Raw genomic sequence first — 17,672 nt, 5'->3', positions numbered from 1 at the left:
TGTGTCGAACCGCATCGCGGCCCTCCGCCCGGGCTCGTACCTCGGGCAGCCGGGTCTCCGCTGGTCGCGAAGGCGACCCAGGCTCGGCAAAGCTGCCGCGCAACTCACCCTGGGCCGTATTGCCGGGAACGTTCATGACACCATCGTGGAACATGCAACCCGGGCCGTTTAGGGGCCTTGGTCCCGTGGCCGGCCGGGGGCAGAAAAAGAACAGCCCCGCTGCGAGTGCAGCGGGGCTGTTCTTGGCTTCACGGGGGCCGTCAGGCGGCCTGCCCGGTCAGCAGGTAATTCAGATCAGCAAGTATTACTTGAGGATCTTGGTGACACGTCCCGAACCAACGGTGCGGCCGCCTTCGCGGATAGCGAAGCCGAGGCCCTCTTCCATGGCGATGGGCTGGATGAGCGCAACGGTCATCTCAGTGTTGTCGCCGGGCATAACCATTTCCGTGCCTTCCGGCAGGGTGATGACGCCGGTTACGTCCGTGGTGCGGAAGTAGAACTGCGGGCGGTAGTTGGAGTAGAACGGGTTGTGACGTCCGCCTTCGTCCTTGGAGAGGATGTAGACGTTGGCCTCGAAGTCGGTGTGCGGGGTAATGGAACCCGGCTTCACGACAACCTGGCCACGCTCTACATCGTCGCGCTTCAGACCGCGGAGCAGGAGGCCACAGTTCTCGCCGGCCCATGCTTCGTCGAGCTGCTTGTGGAACATCTCGATACCGGTAACCGTGGTCTTCTGGACCGGGCGGATGCCGACGATCTCGACCTCGGAGTTGATGGCGAGGGTTCCACGCTCGGCGCGGCCCGTTACAACGGTGCCACGGCCGGTGATCGTGAAGACGTCTTCGATCGGCATCAGGAACGGCTTGTCACGGTCACGTACGGGGTCCGGAACGGACTCGTCGACAGCTTCCATGAGTTCCTCGATGGACTTGACCCATTCCGGGTCGCCTTCGAGGGCCTTGAGGCCCGAAACGCGGACAACCGGGGCGTTGTCGCCATCGAAGCCCTGAGCCGAGAGCAGCTCGCGAACTTCCATTTCGACGAGGTCGAGGAGCTCTTCGTCGTCGACCATGTCAGCCTTGTTCAGCGCGACCAGCAGGTAGGGAACGCCAACCTGGCGGGCAAGCAGAACGTGCTCGCGGGTCTGTGCCATCGGGCCGTCAGTGGCGGCAACCACGAGGATTGCACCGTCCATCTGGGCAGCACCGGTGATCATGTTCTTGATGTAGTCAGCGTGACCCGGAGCGTCTACGTGTGCGTAGTGGCGCTTCTCGGTCTGGTACTCAACGTGGGAGATGTTGATGGTAATGCCGCGCTGACGCTCTTCGGGAGCAGAGTCAATCGACGCGAAGTCACGCTTCTCGTTGAGAGTCGGGTACTTGTCGTACAGCACCTTGGAAATGGCGGCCGTCAACGTCGTCTTACCGTGGTCAACGTGACCAATGGTACCGATGTTAACGTGCGGCTTAGTCCGCTCGAACTTTGCCTTTGCCACAGGTTCCTCCTAGAACGTTTTCAAATGACTTACCCTCCGGCTGCGCTTGTCGCGGCCGAAACTCCAGTAAGTCTACTTGGGGGGCTTTGGATTGGTGAAATTGCAGATTCAGGAACTAATACTAGTGCCTAGAGCCTGTTCGTGCTGGTGGCCGGAGCCCGGCTTGACCGGACTGCATCTGGCCGGCAACCGGCCACCAGCACCAGGCGAATCTCCACTGGCGGAGACGCACCCGAGTTTGTCGCTGCGGTTTGTCCGAAGGACTATTCGCCGCGGTTCTTCTGGATGATCTCGTCGGCAACTGCCTTCGGGACCTCGGCGTAGCTGTTGAACGTCATGGAGTACACAGCACGGCCCTGGGTCTTCGAACGCAGGTCACCGATGTAGCCGAACATGCCGGACAGCGGGACGTGCGCGCGGATGACCTTGACGCCCTGGGCATCCTCCATGGACTGCATCTGGCCACGGCGGGAGTTGAGGTCACCGATAACTTCACCCATGTATTCCTCAGGGGTGCGGACCTCGACATCCATCAGCGGTTCGAGCAGGACAGGGTTCGCCTTCCGTGCGGCTTCCTTGAAAGCCATCCGGCCGGCGATCTTGAACGCCATTTCCGAGGAGTCAACATCGTGGTAGGCGCCGTCAATCAGCGTCGCCTTGATCCCGACAACCGGGTAGCCGGCCAGGACGCCGTCGTTCAGCGCGTCCTGGATGCCGGCGTCAACCGACGGGATGTATTCGCGCGGAACGCGGCCACCGGTGACCTTGTTCTCGAACTGGTACATCTCGCCTTCGGACGTGTCCAGCGGCTCGATCGCGATCTGGATCTTTGCGAACTGGCCCGAACCACCGGTCTGCTTCTTGTGCGTGTAGTCATGACGCTCTACAGCACGCTTGATGGTTTCGCGGTAAGCAACCTGCGGCTTGCCGACGTTTGCCTCGACCTTGAACTCGCGGCGCATGCGGTCCACCAGGATGTCCAGGTGGAGCTCGCCCATGCCGGCGATGATGGTCTGACCGGTGTCTTCGTTGAGGGAGACCTGGAAGGTCGGGTCCTCAGCGGAGAGCTTCTGGATGGCCGTGGAGAGCTTCTCCTGGTCACCCTTGGTGTTCGGTTCGATCGCAACCGAGATCACGGGCTCCGGGAAGCTCATGGACTCGAGGACGATCTGGTTGGAAGGATCGCACAGGGTGTCACCCGTGGTCGTGTCCTTCAAGCCGATCGCCGCGTAGATGTGGCCCGCCGTAGCAGCGTCCACCGGCATTTCCTTGTTGGCGTGCATCTGGAACAGCTTGCCGATGCGCTCCTTCTTGCCCTTGGTGGAGTTGACCACCTGGGAACCGGCTTCCACGTGACCGGAGTACACGCGGATGAAGGTGAGCTGGCCGAAGAACGGGTGGGCAGCAATCTTGAACGCCAGAGCGGAGAACGGCTCGTCGGCTGCGGGCCGGCGGGTCAGTTCCTTTTCTTCGTCGCGCGGATCGTGACCGATCATCGGCGGGACGTCGAGCGGGGACGGCAGGAAGTCGACGACGGCGTCAAGCATCGGCTGGACACCGCGGTTCTTGAAGGCGGAGCCACAAAGAACCGGGTACAGCTCGGAGTTGATCGTCATCTTGCGGATGCCGGCCTTGAGTTCGTCGACGGAGATTTCTTCGCCCTCAAGGTACTTCTCCATGAGCTCTTCGGAAGCCTCGGCAACAGTCTCGACGAGCAGTGCGCGGTATTCCTCGGCCTTGGCCTGAAGGTCAGCCGGGATTTCCTGGACTTCGTACTTGGCACCCATGGTGACGTCACCCTTGGAATCGCCAGGCCATACGAGCGCGCGCATTTCGAGCAGGTCGACGACGCCGATGAAGTCGTTCTCGGCGCCGATCGGCAGCTGCATGACGAGCGGCTTGGCCCCGAGGCGGCTGATGATGGTGTCCACGGTGAAGTAGAAGTCGGCACCGAGCTTGTCCATCTTGTTGACGAAACAGATGCGCGGGACGTTGTACTTGTCAGCCTGGCGCCAGACAGTCTCGGACTGCGGCTCCACGCCTTCCTTGCCGTCGAACACGGCGACTGCACCGTCGAGGACGCGCAGTGAGCGCTCAACCTCAACCGTGAAGTCAACGTGGCCGGGGGTGTCGATGATGTTGATCTGGTTGTTGTCCCAGAAGCAGGTCACGGCGGCAGACGTGATGGTGATGCCGCGTTCCTTTTCCTGTTCCATCCAGTCGGTGGTCGAAGCGCCGTCGTGCGTTTCGCCGATCTTGTGGTTCACACCTGTGTAGAACAGAATGCGCTCGGTGGTGGTGGTCTTGCCGGCATCAATGTGGGCCATAATGCCGATGTTGCGGACCTTGTTAAGGTCGGTAAGCACGTCCTGTGCCACGGTGTCTCCCTTTCGGATGGACTGCACGTCCGCCGCCGGCCCGGTAGGGCCGGCGGCGTCCGGGAATTATTACCAGCGGTAGTGTGCGAAGGCCTTGTTGGACTCGGCCATCTTGTGGGTGTCTTCGCGGCGCTTCACAGCGGCACCGAGACCGTTGGAGGCATCCAGGATTTCGTTCTGGAGGCGCTCGGTCATGGTCTTCTCGCGGCGGGCCTTGGAGTAGCCGACCAGCCAGCGCAGGGCGAGGGCGGTGGAGCGGCCCGGCTTGACCTCAACCGGAACCTGGTAGGTGGCGCCACCGACGCGGCGGGAGCGGACCTCGAGGGAAGGCTTGACGTTCTCCATGGCCTTCTTGAGGGCTGCAACCGGGTCGCCGCCGGACTTGGCACGTGCACCTTCGAGGGCACCGTAAACGATGCGCTCTGCGGTGGACTTCTTGCCGTCAACCAGGACCTTGTTGATGAGCTGGGTAACCAGCGGGGAGCCGTAAACGGGATCTAGAACCAGCGGCCGCTTGGGGGCCGGACCCTTGCGAGGCATATTACTTCTTCTCCATCTTTGCGCCGTAGCGGCTGCGAGCCTGCTTACGGTTCTTGACACCCTGGGTATCGAGGGCGCCACGGACGATCTTGTAGCGGACACCGGGAAGGTCCTTCACACGGCCGCCACGTACGAGCACAATGGAGTGCTCCTGGAGGTTGTGGCCTACACCGGGGATGTAAGCGGTGACTTCAACGCCACCGTTGAGGCGCACACGTGCAACCTTACGCAGAGCCGAGTTCGGCTTCTTCGGGGTTGTCGTGTAGACGCGGGTGCAGACACCGCGGCGCATCGGGCTGCCGTTAAGCGCGGGAGCCTTGGTCTTTTTGACCTTAGGCGTGCGGCCCTTGCGGACCAGCTGGTTAATCGTAGGCACTCTCGTGTTCTCCGTTTTATCCGGAGCGGCCGTTGGCGGCCGCTCTCTTGTCGCTGCGCCCCGCCGCCCGGGCTTTGAAGTTCTCTCCAGAGCAGCTGAGGCGAAGCCTTAATAGTCGGACCGCACACCGGGTTTCGAGGACTTTCATCCGGGACTGCCCCTAGGCATGCGAAAATGTGGCATACGTTGCACAAGAACCCTGCAAACCGGAAACGTCGTCCTGGTCCAGCCTTTCAGCTGCAACCGGCGCACTCATCCACTGCCACAATAACAATTAGTCTCAAGTCTAACACGGTATGCCCCCACCCCTTAATCGGCTTCCTAAATGAGCGAGGCCCCGCCCCCACAGCGTGGGAACGGGGCCTTCAGTCACTCAGAGCAAGGGCAGGGCGGCCGGCTCCCTACGTGGCGCGGAACGCGACACGAAAGAGCCCGCCCTGACCGGGGTCAGCGGAAGTCGTTGCCCAGGTCGTAGTCATCCAGCGGGATGGCGTGGAACTCGGGAGCCCCGTCGCCGCCCAGCGAATCGTAGGAGAAGTCACTGAATGCGCTCGGGCCGGTGAACAGGTTGGCCTTTGCTTCTTCAGTGGGCTCCACCGTGACATTGGTGTAGCGCGGGAGACCCGTGCCTGCCGGGATGAGCTTACCGATGATGACGTTTTCCTTGAGGCCGAGCAGCGGATCGCTCTTGCCTTCCATGGCCGCCTGCGTCAGGACGCGGGTGGTTTCCTGGAAGGAAGCTGCGGACAGCCAGGACTCGGTCGCCAGGGACGCCTTGGTGATGCCCATGAGCTCAGGACGGCCGGAAGCCGGCGTCTTGCCCTCGGAGACAACGCGGCGGTTGGCTTCCTCGAAGCGGCTGCGCTCGGCGAGTTCGCCGGGCAGCAGGTCCGATTCGCCGGACTCGATGACCGTGACGCGGCGCAGCATCTGGCGGACGATAACCTCGACGTGCTTGTCGTGGATACCGATGCCCTGGCTGCGGTAGACGCCCTGTACTTCGTCCACCAGGAACTTCTGCGCGGCGCGGGGGCCCATGATGCGCAGAACCTGCTTGGGGTCGACCGGTCCGTTGATGAGCTTCTGCCCGACACTGACGTGCTCGCCGTCTTCGATGAGAAGACGTGAACGGCGCAGGACCGGGTAGGCGATCTCTTCGGATCCATCATCCGGGGTGATGACCAGGCGCATCTGGCGCTCGGACTCTTCGATGGTGATGCGGCCGGCTGCTTCAGCAATCGGTGCGACACCCTTCGGAGTACGGGCTTCGAAGAGCTCCTGGATACGGGGCAGACCCTGGGTGATGTCGTCGCCGCCGCTGGCGGAAACAGCACCACCGGTGTGGAACGTACGCATGGTCAGCTGGGTACCGGGCTCACCGATCGACTGCGCGGCGATGATGCCCACTGCCTCACCGATGTCGACGGTCTTGCCGGTGGCCAGCGAACGGCCGTAGCACAGGGCGCAGGTGCCGACGCTGGACTCACACGTGAGTACGGAGCGGACCTTGACCTCGGTGATGCCTGCCGCGAACAGTTCGGCAATGACGACGTCGCCGCAGTCGGTGCCGCCGGCAGCCAGGACCTTGCCCTTGGAGTCAACGACGTCCACGGCCAGGGTGCGGGCGTACGCGCTGTTCTCGACGTTCTCGTCCAGGACCAGCTCGCCGTTGGCATCAGCCACCGCGATGGCCGTGATCAGGCCGCGCTCGGTGCCGCAGTCCTCCTCACGGACAATGACGTCCTGCGAAACGTCCACCAGGCGACGGGTCAGGTAACCCGAGTTGGCGGTACGCAGGGCGGTGTCAGCCAGACCCTTACGGGCACCGTGCGTGGCGATGAAGTACTCCAGCACCGACAGGCCCTCACGGTAGGAGGACTTGATCGGACGCGGGATGATCTCACCCTTAGGGTTGGCCACCAGGCCACGGATACCCGCGATCTGGCGGACCTGCATCCAGTTACCACGTGCGCCGGAGGACACCATGCGGTTGATGGTGTTCATCGGGGACAGGCTGTCACGCATCGCCTGGGCGATTTCGTTCGTTGCCTTGTTCCAGATCTCGATCAGTTCCTGGCGGCGCTCGTCGTCGTCGATCAGGCCCTTGTCGTACTGGCCCTGGATCTTCGCGGCCATGGTCTCGTAACCGGCGAGGATCCGCGGCTTGTCCTTGGGCACCACGATGTCGGAGATGGCGACGGTGACGCCTGAGCGGGTGGCCCAGTAGAAACCGGCGTCCTTCAGGTTGTCCAGCGTGGCCGCCGTAACAACCTTCGGGTAGCGCTCGGCGAGGTCGTTGACGATCGTGGACAGTTCGCCCTTGTCCGCAACGTTCTCAACCCACGGGTAATCGGCAGGCAGTGTCTGGTTGAAGATGACCTGTCCGAGGGAGGTCTCGACCAGTGCGATCTGGCCGGGCTCCCAGCCTTCCGGAGCTTCCCAGCCGGCGTAAGGGACAAATCCCTCAAGCCGGATCTTGACCTTGGAGTTCAGGTGGAGTTCGCGCAGGTCGTACGCCATGATGGCTTCCGCCACGGAGGAGAAGATCCGGCCTTCGCCAGCTGAACCGACACGCTTGGTGGTCAGGTGGTAGAGACCGATGATCATATCCTGCGAAGGCAGCGTCACCGGGCGGCCGTCAGAGGGCTTCAGGATGTTGTTCGAGGACAGCATCAGGATGCGGGCTTCAGCCTGGGCTTCGGGGCTCAGCGGCAGGTGCACTGCCATCTGGTCGCCGTCGAAGTCGGCGTTGAAGGCGCCACAGACCAGCGGGTGGAGCTGGATGGCCTTGCCTTCAACGAGCTGCGGTTCGAACGCCTGGATGCCGAGGCGGTGCAGGGTAGGTGCACGGTTCAGCAGCACCGGGTGCTCGGTGATGATCTCTTCGAGGACATCCCAGACCTGCGGGCGGTAACGCTCGACCATGCGCTTGGCCGACTTGATGTTCTGCGCGTGGTTGAGGTCAACCAGCCGCTTCATCACGAACGGCTTGAAGAGCTCCAGGGCCATCTGCTTCGGCAGGCCGCACTGGTGCAGCTTCAGCTGCGGACCGACGACGATCACGGAACGGCCCGAGTAGTCAACGCGCTTGCCCAGGAGGTTCTGGCGGAAACGGCCCTGCTTGCCCTTGAGCATGTCGCTCAGGGACTTCAGCGGACGGTTGCCCGGTCCGGTGACCGGACGGCCGCGGCGGCCGTTGTCGAAGAGGCTGTCAACGGCTTCCTGAAGCATGCGCTTCTCGTTGTTGACGATGATCTCCGGGGCACCGAGGTCAAGCAGGCGCTTGAGGCGGTTGTTGCGGTTGATCACGCGGCGGTAGAGGTCGTTGAGGTCGGAGGTCGCGAAGCGGCCACCGTCCAGCTGGACCATCGGGCGCAGTTCCGGCGGGATCACCGGGACAGCGTCCAGCACCATGCCGAGCGGGCTGTTGTTGGTGGTCAGGAAGGCGTTGACAACCTTGAGCCGCTTCAGGGCTCGGGTCTTGCGCTGGCCCTTGCCGTTGGCGATGATGTCGCGCAGCATGTCCGACTCGGCCTGCATGTCGAAGTTCTCAAGACGCTTCTTGATCGCCTCGGCACCCATGGAGCCTTCGAAGTACATGCCGTAACGGTCGCGGAGCTCGCGGTACAGGCCTTCGTCGCCTTCGAGGTCGGCGACCTTCAGGTTCTTGAAGCGGTCCCAGACCTGCTCGAGGCGCTCGATTTCAGCGTCCGCGCGCTTGCGGACGTTTGCCATCTGGCGGTCAGCGGAGTCGCGGGCCTTCTTCTTGTCGGCAGCCTTGGCGCCTTCGCCTTCGAGACGGGCGATCTCGTTCTCAAGGTCGCGGGCGATCGTGGCGATATCCGAGTCGCGGTTGTCGATCAGCTGCTTCTTCTCGATATCGTGCTCGACCTGGAGGTTGGGCAGTTCTTCGTGGCGGCTGTCGGCGTCGACGCTCGTGATCATGTAGGCAGCGAAGTAGATGACCTTCTCGAGGTCCTTCGGTGCCAGGTCAAGGAGGTAGCCCAGGCGGGACGGAACACCCTTGAAGTACCAGATGTGCGTGACCGGGGCGGCCAGCTCGATGTGGCCCATGCGCTCACGGCGCACCTTGGCACGGGTGACCTCAACGCCACACCGCTCGCAGATGATGCCCTTGAAGCGCACGCGCTTGTATTTACCGCAGTAGCATTCCCAGTCGCGGGAAGGGCCGAAGATCTTCTCGCAGAAGAGGCCGTCCTTCTCGGGCTTGAGCGTGCGGTAGTTGATGGTTTCCGGCTTCTTAACCTCGCCGTAAGACCAGCCACGGATGTCTTCCGCGGTGGCGAGGCCGATCTGCATGAGGCCGAAGGAGGATTCGCTGGACATATGGTCCCTGTTCTCTCTTGTTCTCTAAATTCTGAAGTCTTGGGTTACGGGAAGAGGGAGGTGGGTTCGACGGCGGGTGGTCACCCGCCGTCGAACCCTTACCTGCTAGACCTCTTCTACGGAACTGGGCTCTGCGCGGGACAGATCGATACCCAGTTCTTCCGCAGCCGTGAAGACTGCGTCATCAGAGTCACGCATTTCAATTGTGGTTCCGTCCGTGGAAAGAACTTCCACGTTCAGGCACAGCGACTGCATTTCCTTGATCAAGACCTTGAAGGACTCAGGAACACCCGGCTCCGGGATGTTCTCGCCCTTGACGATGGCTTCGTAGACCTTCACACGACCGTGGATATCATCCGACTTGATCGTGAGGAGTTCCTGGAGCGTGTAAGCGGCACCGTAAGCCTCGAGCGCCCACACTTCCATTTCACCGAAGCGCTGGCCACCGAACTGCGCCTTACCACCCAGCGGCTGCTGCGTGATCATGGAGTACGGGCCGGTGGAGCGGGCGTGGATCTTGTCGTCCACCAGGTGGTGGAGTTTCAGGATGTACATGTAGCCGACCGAGATCGGATCCGGGAACGGCTCGCCGGAGCGGCCGTCGAACAGGCGCGTCTTGCCTGAGGAGTCGATCAGGCGGACGCCGTCGCGGGTGACGTTGGTGGAATCGAGCAGGCCCGTGATTTCCTCTTCACGCGCACCGTCGAAGACCGGCGTTGCAACAGTGGTCTGGCCACTCTCGCGCGGTAGGTTCGGCAGCGCCTTGACCCACTCGGGCTCGCCTTCGATCTTCCAGCCGGTCTTGGCAACCCAGCCGAGGTGCGTTTCAAGCACCTGGCCGACGTTCATGCGGCCCGGAACACCCAGCGGGTTCAGGACGATATCAACGGGGGTGCCGTCGGCAAGGAAGGGCATGTCCTCGATCGGCAGGATCTTGGAGATAACACCCTTGTTGCCGTGACGGCCGGCGAGCTTGTCGCCGTCGGTGATCTTGCGCTTGGCCGCAACATAGACGCGGACCAGCTGGTTGACGCCCGGGGGCAGCTCGTCGTCGTTGTCGCGGTCGAAGACGCGGACACCGATGACGGTGCCGGACTCGCCGTGCGGGACCTTCAGGGAGGTGTCGCGCACTTCGCGGGACTTCTCGCCGAAGATGGCGCGCAGCAGCCGCTCTTCCGGGGTCAGCTCGGTCTCGCCCTTGGGCGTGACCTTTCCGACCAGGATGTCGCCGGCTTCAACTTCGGCACCGATGTGGATGATGCCACGCTCGTCCAGTCCTGCCAGGACTTCCTCGGACACGTTGGGGATGTCACGGGTGATTTCCTCGGCACCAAGCTTGGTGTCGCGGGCATCGATCTCGTGCTCCTCGATGTGGATGGAGGACAGGACGTCCTCAGCCACAATGCGCTGGGACAGGATGATGGCATCCTCGAAGTTGTGGCCTTCCCAGGACATGAATGCCACGAGCAGGTTCTTACCGAGGGCGAGCTCGCCCTGGTCCGTTGCCGGGCCGTCGGCGATGATGCCGCCGACCTCCAGGCGCTGGCCTTCGTTCACCAGGACACGGTTGTTGTAGCAGTTGCCCTGGTTGGAGCGGGCGAACTTGTTGATCCGGTAGTTGGTTTCCGTACCGTCGTCGTTGAGCATGATGACCAGCTCAGCGGAGACCTCGGTAACCACACCTGCCTTCTTCGCGATGACAACGTCACCGGCGTCGACTGCAGCGGCGCGTTCCATGCCGGTACCGACGAACGGCGCCTCGGAACGGACCAGCGGCACGGCCTGGCGCTGCATGTTGGCACCCATGAGTGCGCGGTTTGCATCGTCATGCTCGAGGAACGGGATCAGGGCGGTTGCCACGGACACCATCTGGCGCGGGGAAACGTCCATGAACTCGACCTCGCCGGCGGGGACCAGCACAGGCTCGCCTCCACCACCGCGGGCGCGGACCAGGACGGTTTCTTCGGCGAACTTCTTGTTCTCGTCCAGCGGAGCGTTGGCCTGGGCGATCAGGACCTCGGCTTCGTCGTCGGCCGTCAGGTACTGGACTTCGTCGGACACGACGCCCTCGGACACGAGGCGGTAAGGCGTCTCGATGAAACCGAAGGGGTTGATGCGGCCGTAGGAAGCCAGCGAACCGATCAGGCCGATGTTGGGGCCTTCAGGAGTTTCAATGGGGCACATACGTCCGTAGTGGGACGGGTGGACGTCCCGGACTTCCATGCCTGCACGGTCGCGGGACAGGCCACCCGGGCCAAGCGCGGACAGGCGGCGCTTGTGCGTCAGGCCCGACAGCGGGTTGTTCTGGTCCATGAACTGTGACAGCTGGGACGTTCCGAAGAACTCCTTGATGGCTGCCACGACGGGGCGGATGTTGATCAGCGTCTGCGGCGTGATGGCCTCGACGTCCTGGGTCGTCATACGCTCGCGGACAACGCGCTCCATGCGGGACAGGCCGGTGCGGACCTGGTTCTCGATGAGCTCGCCGACGGCGCGGATGCGGCGGTTGCCGAAGTGGTCGATGTCATCGATCTCAACGCGCAGTTCGTGGTCCTGGCCGTCGCGCTTGCCCGTGAGGGTCTTCTCGCCGGCGTGCAGAGCAACCAGGAACTTAATCATGGCAACGATGTCTTCAACGTGCAGGACGGAAGCTTCCTTGTCACCAAGGGAGCGGTCGATGCCCAGCTTGCGGTTGATCTTGTAACGGCCGACCTTGGCCAGATCGTAGCGCTTGGAGTTGAAGTACAGGTTGTCCAGCAGGGACTGGGCAGCCTCGACCGTGGGCGGCTCGCCCGGCCGCAGCTTCCGGTAGATGTCGAGCAAGGCGTCTTCGCGGGTTTCGGTGGCGTCTTTCTCCAGCGTTGCGCGCATGGAGTCGTACTGGCCGAATTCCTCGAGGATCTGGCCTTCGGTCCAGCCGAGGGCCTTCAGCAGCACCGTGACGGACTGCTTGCGCTTGCGGTCGAGGCGAACGCCGACCTGGTCGCGCTTGTCGATTTCGAGTTCGAACCACGCGCCACGGGACGGGATGATCTTCGCAGTGAAGATGTCCTTGTCGCTGGTCTTGTCGGCGGTGCGCTCGAAGTAAGCACCCGGGGAACGGACCAGCTGGGAGACGACAACACGCTCGGTGCCGTTGACGACGAAGGTACCCTTCTCGGTCATCAGCGGGAAGTCACCCATGAACACGGTCTGCTGCTTGATTTCGCCCGTGTTGTTGTTCATGAATTCGGCCTTCACGTACAGCGGAGCCGAGTACGTAGCGTCCCGGTCCTTGCACTCAGCCATGGTGTACTTCGGATCAGCGAACTCCGGCTCGGAGAAGCTCAGGGACATGGTGCCCTGGAAATCCTCGATCGGGGAGATCTCTTCAAAGATGTCGGACAGACCGGAGGAGGTGGCGACACTCAGGTCGCCTTCTTCGGCGGCCTTCGCCACGCGGGCCTGCCAGCGTTCATTTCCGACCAGCCAGTCAAAGCTGTCCGTCTGCAGGGCAAGCAGATTCGGAACGTCAAGAGGTTCGTGAATCTTAGCGAATGAGAGCCGCCGGGTTGCACCGTCGGTGCTTTCGGCATTGATAGCGGTTGCAGCGTTGTTTACATTAGAGGTGCTCGAGGCGACCAAGAGGGATCCTTCCACAGACCTTCAGGCGTTTTCAGATCTCCCCCGTTATGCACCCTGCAGAGTGACTCCGCAGTGCTACCAATCCGGTTCCGCTATATGACCCGGGACCCGCGCTGCCCATGGTGGTGCACGTTGTAGACGGCACATTGATGGCGCAGCAGCCAGGCTAAGCCCACCGCTATATGAAGGCTGAAGGTAAACAGGGAAGACGCAAATATCTACGATACGGCAAAGCAACCTACTTGTCTACCCCACTTCCGCCGCGATTGCAAGCACCCCGAGTCCAAGCAGGTGTCCAAGCAGGTGTCCAAGCGGGCGCCGGCGCAGGTGCGGGCGGCGGATGGCTACGTGATGGAGGTCACGATAACCTAGGTCAATATCGTTAATGATCGGAAGAGAAAACCATGAGCAACTCCGCGGACAACAATGATGTTGTCATCCTCGCCGCCGCCCGCACGCCCCAGGGCCGCCTCAACGGCCAGCTGGCCGGCTTCACGGCCGTCGAGCTCGGCGCCCACGCCATCCGGGCGGCCCTGGCCGCCAGCGGGGTGAAGGCCGAGCAGGTGGACTCGGTGATCATGGGCCAGGTGCTGCAGGCCGGGGCTGGCCAGAACCCGGCCCGGCAGAGCGCCATCGCCGCCGGCATCGGCTGGAATGTCCCCACTGTCACCATCAACAAGGTCTGTCTTTCGGGCCTCACCGCCGTGATCGACGCCGCCCGGATGATCCGCAGCGGTGACGCAACCGTCGTCGTCGCCGGCGGGCAGGAGTCGATGACGCGGGCCCCGCACCTGCTGCCGGGCTCCCGGCAGGGGTGGACCTACGGCTCCGTGCAGGCGCTCGACGTCGCCGCCCACGACGGGCTGACCGATGCCTTCGACGGGCAGTCCATGGGCCTGTCCACGGAAAGCAAGAACCTCACCCTGGGCATCGACAGGACCTCCCAGGACGAGGTGGCGGCGCAGTCCCACCAGCGTGCCGCACGGGCCGCCAAGGACGGCGTCTTCGACGGCGAGATCGCCCCGATCAGCGTCAAGCAGCGCAAGGGCGATCCGCTCGTCCTGACCGCGGATGAGGGCATCCGTCCGGACACGTCGGTTGCCTCGCTCGCCGGCCTGCGCGCGGCATTCGTCACGGACGGGACCATCACCGCCGGCAACTCCTCGCCCCTTTCCGACGGTGCCGCCGCCCTCGTGCTCGCCTCCCGGAAGTTCGCGGAGGACAACGGCCTGGAGTACCTGGCCGTCGTCGGCAAGGCCGGCCAGGTTGCCGGGCCTGACAACTCGCTGCACTCCCAACCGTCCAACGCCATCAGGAATGCCCTGGACAAGGCTGGCTGGGCCACCACGGACCTGGACTTCATCGAAATCAATGAGGCCTTCGGCTCCGTGGCCGTCCAGTCCCTCAAGGACCTTCACTACCCGCTGGAGAAGTGCAACATCCACGGCGGCGCGATCGCCCTGGGCCACCCGATCGGCGCCTCCGGCGCCCGGTTGGCCCTGCATGCGGCGCACGAACTGAAGCGGCGCGGCGCCGGCAAAGCCGCTGTCTCGCTGTGCGGCGGCGGCGGCCAGGGCGAAGCACTGCTGCTCTACCGCGACTGAGCGGGCCGTGGCAGCACAGAAGGACGATGGCGGCATTCGCGGAGGCACCGGCCGCGTCGGGGATGGCAGTGCGGCCGGCGTCGGCCGGGAACGTTTCCTGGCCGACGCCGCCGCGCGCGGGCTTGACGTCAGGCTCGTGCAGCGGCCCGCCGCGGACAGCCTCGACGAGGCGGCCCGGATCCTCGGAATCCAGCCCGGGGACATCGTGAAATCACTCGTGGTCAAACACAAGGACGGCAGCTTCCTGTTCGCCCTGATTCCGGGCGACCGGCAGATTTCCTGGCCCAAGCTGCGCAGGCTGGTCGGCGTGAACAAGCTCTCGCTCCCGACGGCGGAGTCCGCCTTCGGGGCCACCGGCTATGAGCGCGGCACGATCACCCCGCTGGGCAGTACCGTTGCCTGGCCCGTCTACGCCGACCGGACTATCGCGGGCCGCCGGGTTTCGATGGGTGCCGGGGAGCATGGCTACAGTGCGTTCGTGGACGCCGATGCCCTGACGGCGGCCCTGGCTGCGGTGGTCGCGGACATCAGCGAACCGGGTTAGGAATGCAGGAAACCCCGCCCACCGGAGTGGACGGGGTTTCCCGGAACAGCGTGTTACTTGAGGGTAACGCGAGCGCCAGCTTCTTCGAGCTGTGCAACAGCCTTCTCGGCAGCTTCCTTGGTGACGCCTTCGAGGATGGCCTTGGGAGCGCTGTCAACCAGGTCCTTGGCTTCCTTGAGGCCCAGGGAAGTGATTGCGCGAACTTCCTTGATCACTGCGATCTTCTTGTCGCCCGGGTGTTCCAGGATGACGTCGAATGCCGTCTTTTCCTCTTCTTCTGCAGCAGCGCCGGCAGCGGGGCCAGCAACAGCAACAGCAGCAGCGGTAACTTCGAAGGTCTCTTCGAAGAGCTTGACGAACTCGGAGAGCTCGATGATGGTCAGTTCCTTGAAAGCTTCAATGAGCTCTTCGTTGGTGAGCTTCGCCATGGTGTGGCGTCCTTCCTATAGTGGTGCTCGGCGGCCTGGGCCGTGCCTTCGCACCGGAGTCTGGTTTAGAGAGTTAGTTCTCTTCGGGGGCTGCGGCTTCGGCAGGAGCCTCAGCCTCTGCTGCTGCATCGGCGGGAGCTTCAGCCGGAGCTTCAGCGTCGGCCGGGGCTTCTTCAGCGGCGGGCGCCTCGGCTGCTGCCGGTGCACCGTTCTCTTCTTCAAGCTTGAGGCGCAGTGCGTCGATGATGCGTGCAGCGGCGGCGGCAGGAGCCTTGAGGATGCCTGCAACCTTGGCGAGCTGCAGCTCGCGGGACTCGAGTGCTGCCAGGGCAGCAACTTCGCTGGCGTTCAGTGCCTTGCCCTCGAAGTAACCGGTCTTGATAACCAGCTGCTTGTTGGTCTTGGCAAAATCCGTCAGGCTCTTGGCAGCGGCAACTGCGTCACCCTTGATGAACGCGATTGCAGTGGGGCCGGCGAGCTGGCCGTCGAATGCTTCGACACCAGCTTCCTTGGCTGCAATAGCGGTCAGGGTGTTCTTGACGACCGAGAACTTGGTGTCCTGGCCGAGAGAGACACGCAGTTGCTTGAGCTGTGCAACGGTGAGCCCACGGTATTCGGTCAGGACAGCGGCGTTCGATTCCTTGAAATCGTTAGTGATCTCAGCTACTGCTGAAACCTTGCTAGGCGTTGCCATAACCCTCCTTCCGGGGATAGTGCCGGTATTCCGGGTCCCCGCTCAGATGAGCTAAAACTAAAAAACGCCCCGCGCAGATGCACGGGGCTTGTCTCGACGCGGTCAATGACTGCGGAGCTTTGCTTCGTTCACCTGCGCCGGCCGCCCTATGTTCAGGGTCCTTCGTCCGGAAACCCACTGGCTCTCCCCGGCGCGACTGCAGAAGTGAGTCTTGCTTGGGAGAGTGGATTTCCAACAACCGACGGTCTTTGGTCCCCCCAGCTTACGGGACGTGGTGCGTGCGCGCCAAATCGGACCAGGGCGGCAGGCCTGCCTCCCGCACCGGCCCGCCGGCGGACTCAGCTGACAGACGGCCCGAGATCCGGGAGTTCCTTCTCCCAGATGCCGGTGACGCCGGCCGTGGCGAACCCGAGCTGCCGGTTCACCTGGAGCAGGTAACGGTTTTCCGGGGCATTCCAGGTGTAGAGCACCCGGGCGTCCGGGAACTGCTCGCTCAGCCGTTCCATATTGGCGACCTTGATCAGCAGGCCCAGCTTGTTGCCGCGGTGCTCCTGGAGGACCACCGTGTCGTCCTGGAAGACCACATCGGGCCGCAGGGCCAGGACGCTGATGGTGGTCAGGCCCACGAGCGTTCCGGTGGCGATATGTTCGACGGCGGTGACCACCGTCCGGCGCCCCTGCGCAATGGTGACCTCCTCCGCCTCGCGGAGGATACCGCCGTCGAACACCATGTCTGCGGTGTCAACCCCCGGAACCCCGTTCTCGCCGGCCGCATTTTCCAGGGCCGCGACGGCCTCGAGCCACTCGTCCGGGCACCGGTCCGTCCAGTGGTGCAGGCGGTAGCGGCCTGCATTGGCCTCGTCGGCCTCGGCCTCCAGTTCGGCGACAAGCTTGCTGTCCAGCGGAAGGGTGCAAGCGCTGAACTGCTCAATATGCTGCAGGGTGTAGCCGGTGTGCCGGGCGAATTCCACCTCGCGGCTGCCCAGCGGAACGAAGCCGAGCCCGCTGCCGGGTACCAGTTGCTCCGCTTCGCTGCCGGCCAGCGAGGCCCCGGGGTGGTTGGTGTCGATCAGGATCCGGTGCCGGCCCTCATCCCGGGCGAAGTGCTCCGCCGCCTCCAGCAGTTGCCTGCCGACGCCCTGGCCCTGGAACTCCGGGAGGATGTCGAGGGTGAACTCGGCCAGGTCGAGGTCGTCCGCGAGCGGCAGGGCGATGTCCACGGTGCCGACGATCTCGCCGTCGACCTTGGCCACAAGGATCACCTGGCGTTCATAGGGGTCCGCCATCTCCAGCAGTTTTTCCTGCGGGGCATACGCGAGGTCATCGCTCCCCCAGGTCTGCATCCGCACCTTGCGCCCCACTTCGACGGCGGCCAGGAAGTCGGCCGCGTCGGGCCCGTCGAGGGAATCGGGTATCCAGAGCTGTTCAATCCGTACGTCATTTGCCATAGAGGGCATCTATCCCAGCCGTTCTGCCACCCATAGGGGCCCGATGCCCGGCTCAAGCCGGACGTTCAACCGCCAGCATATGCCGGTTTCCGCCGGCGTTCCATGGCGCCGGCGTTCCAGGGCGCCGGCGTTCCAGGGAAGACAGGAAGACCGCCCCGCAGTTGCGGGACGGTCTTTCTGTTGCTTCCTGTGGA

The 17,672-nt window shown here is 63.4% G+C and carries 11 protein-coding genes; 2 read left to right on the top strand and 9 right to left on the bottom strand.

Annotated features, from left to right (window positions below; all coding sequences use genetic code 11):
• Positions 1–304: 304 nt before the first annotated feature.
• The 6 genes from tuf to rpoB all read right to left on the bottom strand — a co-directional run bounded on the left by tuf (position 305) and on the right by rpoB (position 12,760).
• Positions 305–1,495 (bottom strand): elongation factor Tu, encoded by a 1,191-nt coding sequence (tuf, locus tag E5206_RS07030; protein WP_136321871.1) that lies wholly within the window; start codon positions 1,493–1,495, stop codon positions 305–307.
• A gap of 263 nt (positions 1,496–1,758) precedes the next feature.
• Complete coding sequence (gene fusA, locus E5206_RS07025; protein WP_136321870.1) at positions 1,759–3,873, bottom strand: elongation factor G; 2,115 nt, start codon at positions 3,871–3,873, stop codon at positions 1,759–1,761.
• 69 nt (positions 3,874–3,942) lie between these two features.
• Positions 3,943–4,413 carry a 30S ribosomal protein S7 gene (rpsG, locus tag E5206_RS07020; RefSeq protein ID WP_011692813.1) on the bottom strand — a complete coding sequence of 157 codons (471 nt, stop codon included), beginning with the start codon at positions 4,411–4,413 and terminating at the stop codon, positions 3,943–3,945.
• Position 4,414: 1 nt separating this feature from the next.
• Positions 4,415–4,789 carry a 30S ribosomal protein S12 gene (rpsL, locus tag E5206_RS07015; protein WP_011692814.1) on the bottom strand — a complete coding sequence of 125 codons (375 nt, stop codon included), beginning with the start codon at positions 4,787–4,789 and terminating at the stop codon, positions 4,415–4,417.
• 447 nt (positions 4,790–5,236) lie between these two features.
• Positions 5,237–9,136: a DNA-directed RNA polymerase subunit beta' gene (locus E5206_RS07010; RefSeq protein WP_136321869.1), complete on the bottom strand. Its 3,900-nt coding sequence runs from the start codon at positions 9,134–9,136 to the stop codon at positions 5,237–5,239.
• A 105-nt stretch (positions 9,137–9,241) separates the two neighbouring features.
• The gene (gene rpoB, locus E5206_RS07005) at positions 9,242–12,760 is read right to left on the bottom strand and encodes a DNA-directed RNA polymerase subunit beta (protein WP_136321868.1); all 3,519 of its coding nucleotides are present in this window, start codon (positions 12,758–12,760) and stop codon (positions 9,242–9,244) included.
• A 404-nt stretch (positions 12,761–13,164) separates the two neighbouring features.
• Here rpoB and E5206_RS07000 point away from each other — a divergent pair, with 404 nt between their 5' ends.
• Positions 13,165–14,364: an acetyl-CoA C-acetyltransferase gene (locus E5206_RS07000; RefSeq protein WP_136321867.1), complete on the top strand. Its 1,200-nt coding sequence runs from the start codon at positions 13,165–13,167 to the stop codon at positions 14,362–14,364.
• A gap of 34 nt (positions 14,365–14,398) precedes the next feature.
• Positions 14,399–14,908, top strand: a complete 510-nt coding sequence (locus E5206_RS06995) for a YbaK/EbsC family protein (RefSeq protein ID WP_136324005.1) — start codon at positions 14,399–14,401, stop codon at positions 14,906–14,908.
• Positions 14,909–14,961: 53 nt separating this feature from the next.
• Here E5206_RS06995 and rplL read toward each other — a convergent pair whose 3' ends face one another.
• From rplL to E5206_RS06980, 3 genes are all read right to left on the bottom strand, one after another.
• A complete protein-coding gene (gene rplL, locus E5206_RS06990) occupies positions 14,962–15,336 on the bottom strand; it encodes a 50S ribosomal protein L7/L12 (RefSeq protein WP_136321866.1) in 375 nt (124 codons plus the stop codon).
• 73 nt (positions 15,337–15,409) lie between these two features.
• The gene (rplJ, locus tag E5206_RS06985) at positions 15,410–16,030 is read right to left on the bottom strand and encodes a 50S ribosomal protein L10 (RefSeq protein ID WP_136321865.1); all 621 of its coding nucleotides are present in this window, start codon (positions 16,028–16,030) and stop codon (positions 15,410–15,412) included.
• Between the two features lie 338 nt (positions 16,031–16,368).
• Positions 16,369–17,478 (bottom strand): GNAT family N-acetyltransferase, encoded by a 1,110-nt coding sequence (locus E5206_RS06980; protein WP_136321864.1) that lies wholly within the window; start codon positions 17,476–17,478, stop codon positions 16,369–16,371.
• Positions 17,479–17,672: the final 194 nt, after the last annotated feature.

Source organism: Arthrobacter sp. PAMC25564 (assembly GCF_004798705.1).
Lineage (GTDB): Bacteria > Actinomycetota > Actinomycetes > Actinomycetales > Micrococcaceae > Arthrobacter.
Note: the sequence above shows the minus strand (reverse complement) of the source record. Positions and strands in the feature narration are given on the sequence as shown.

Bases quoted from the DNA above. Each gene is read 5' to 3' on its own strand.
- E5206_RS07010 (WP_136321869.1), bottom strand. From the start codon at position 9,136: ATGTCCAGCGAATCCTCCTTCGGCCTCATGCAGATCGGCCTCGCCACC.
- E5206_RS07000 (WP_136321867.1), top strand. From the start codon at position 13,165: ATGAGCAACTCCGCGGACAACAATGATGTTGTCATCCTCGCCGCCGCC.
- rpsG (WP_011692813.1), bottom strand. From the start codon at position 4,413: ATGCCTCGCAAGGGTCCGGCCCCCAAGCGGCCGCTGGTTCTAGATCCC.
- rplJ (WP_136321865.1), bottom strand. From the start codon at position 16,030: ATGGCAACGCCTAGCAAGGTTTCAGCAGTAGCTGAGATCACTAACGAT.
- rplL (WP_136321866.1), bottom strand. From the start codon at position 15,336: ATGGCGAAGCTCACCAACGAAGAGCTCATTGAAGCTTTCAAGGAACTG.
- E5206_RS06980 (WP_136321864.1), bottom strand. From the start codon at position 17,478: ATGGCAAATGACGTACGGATTGAACAGCTCTGGATACCCGATTCCCTC.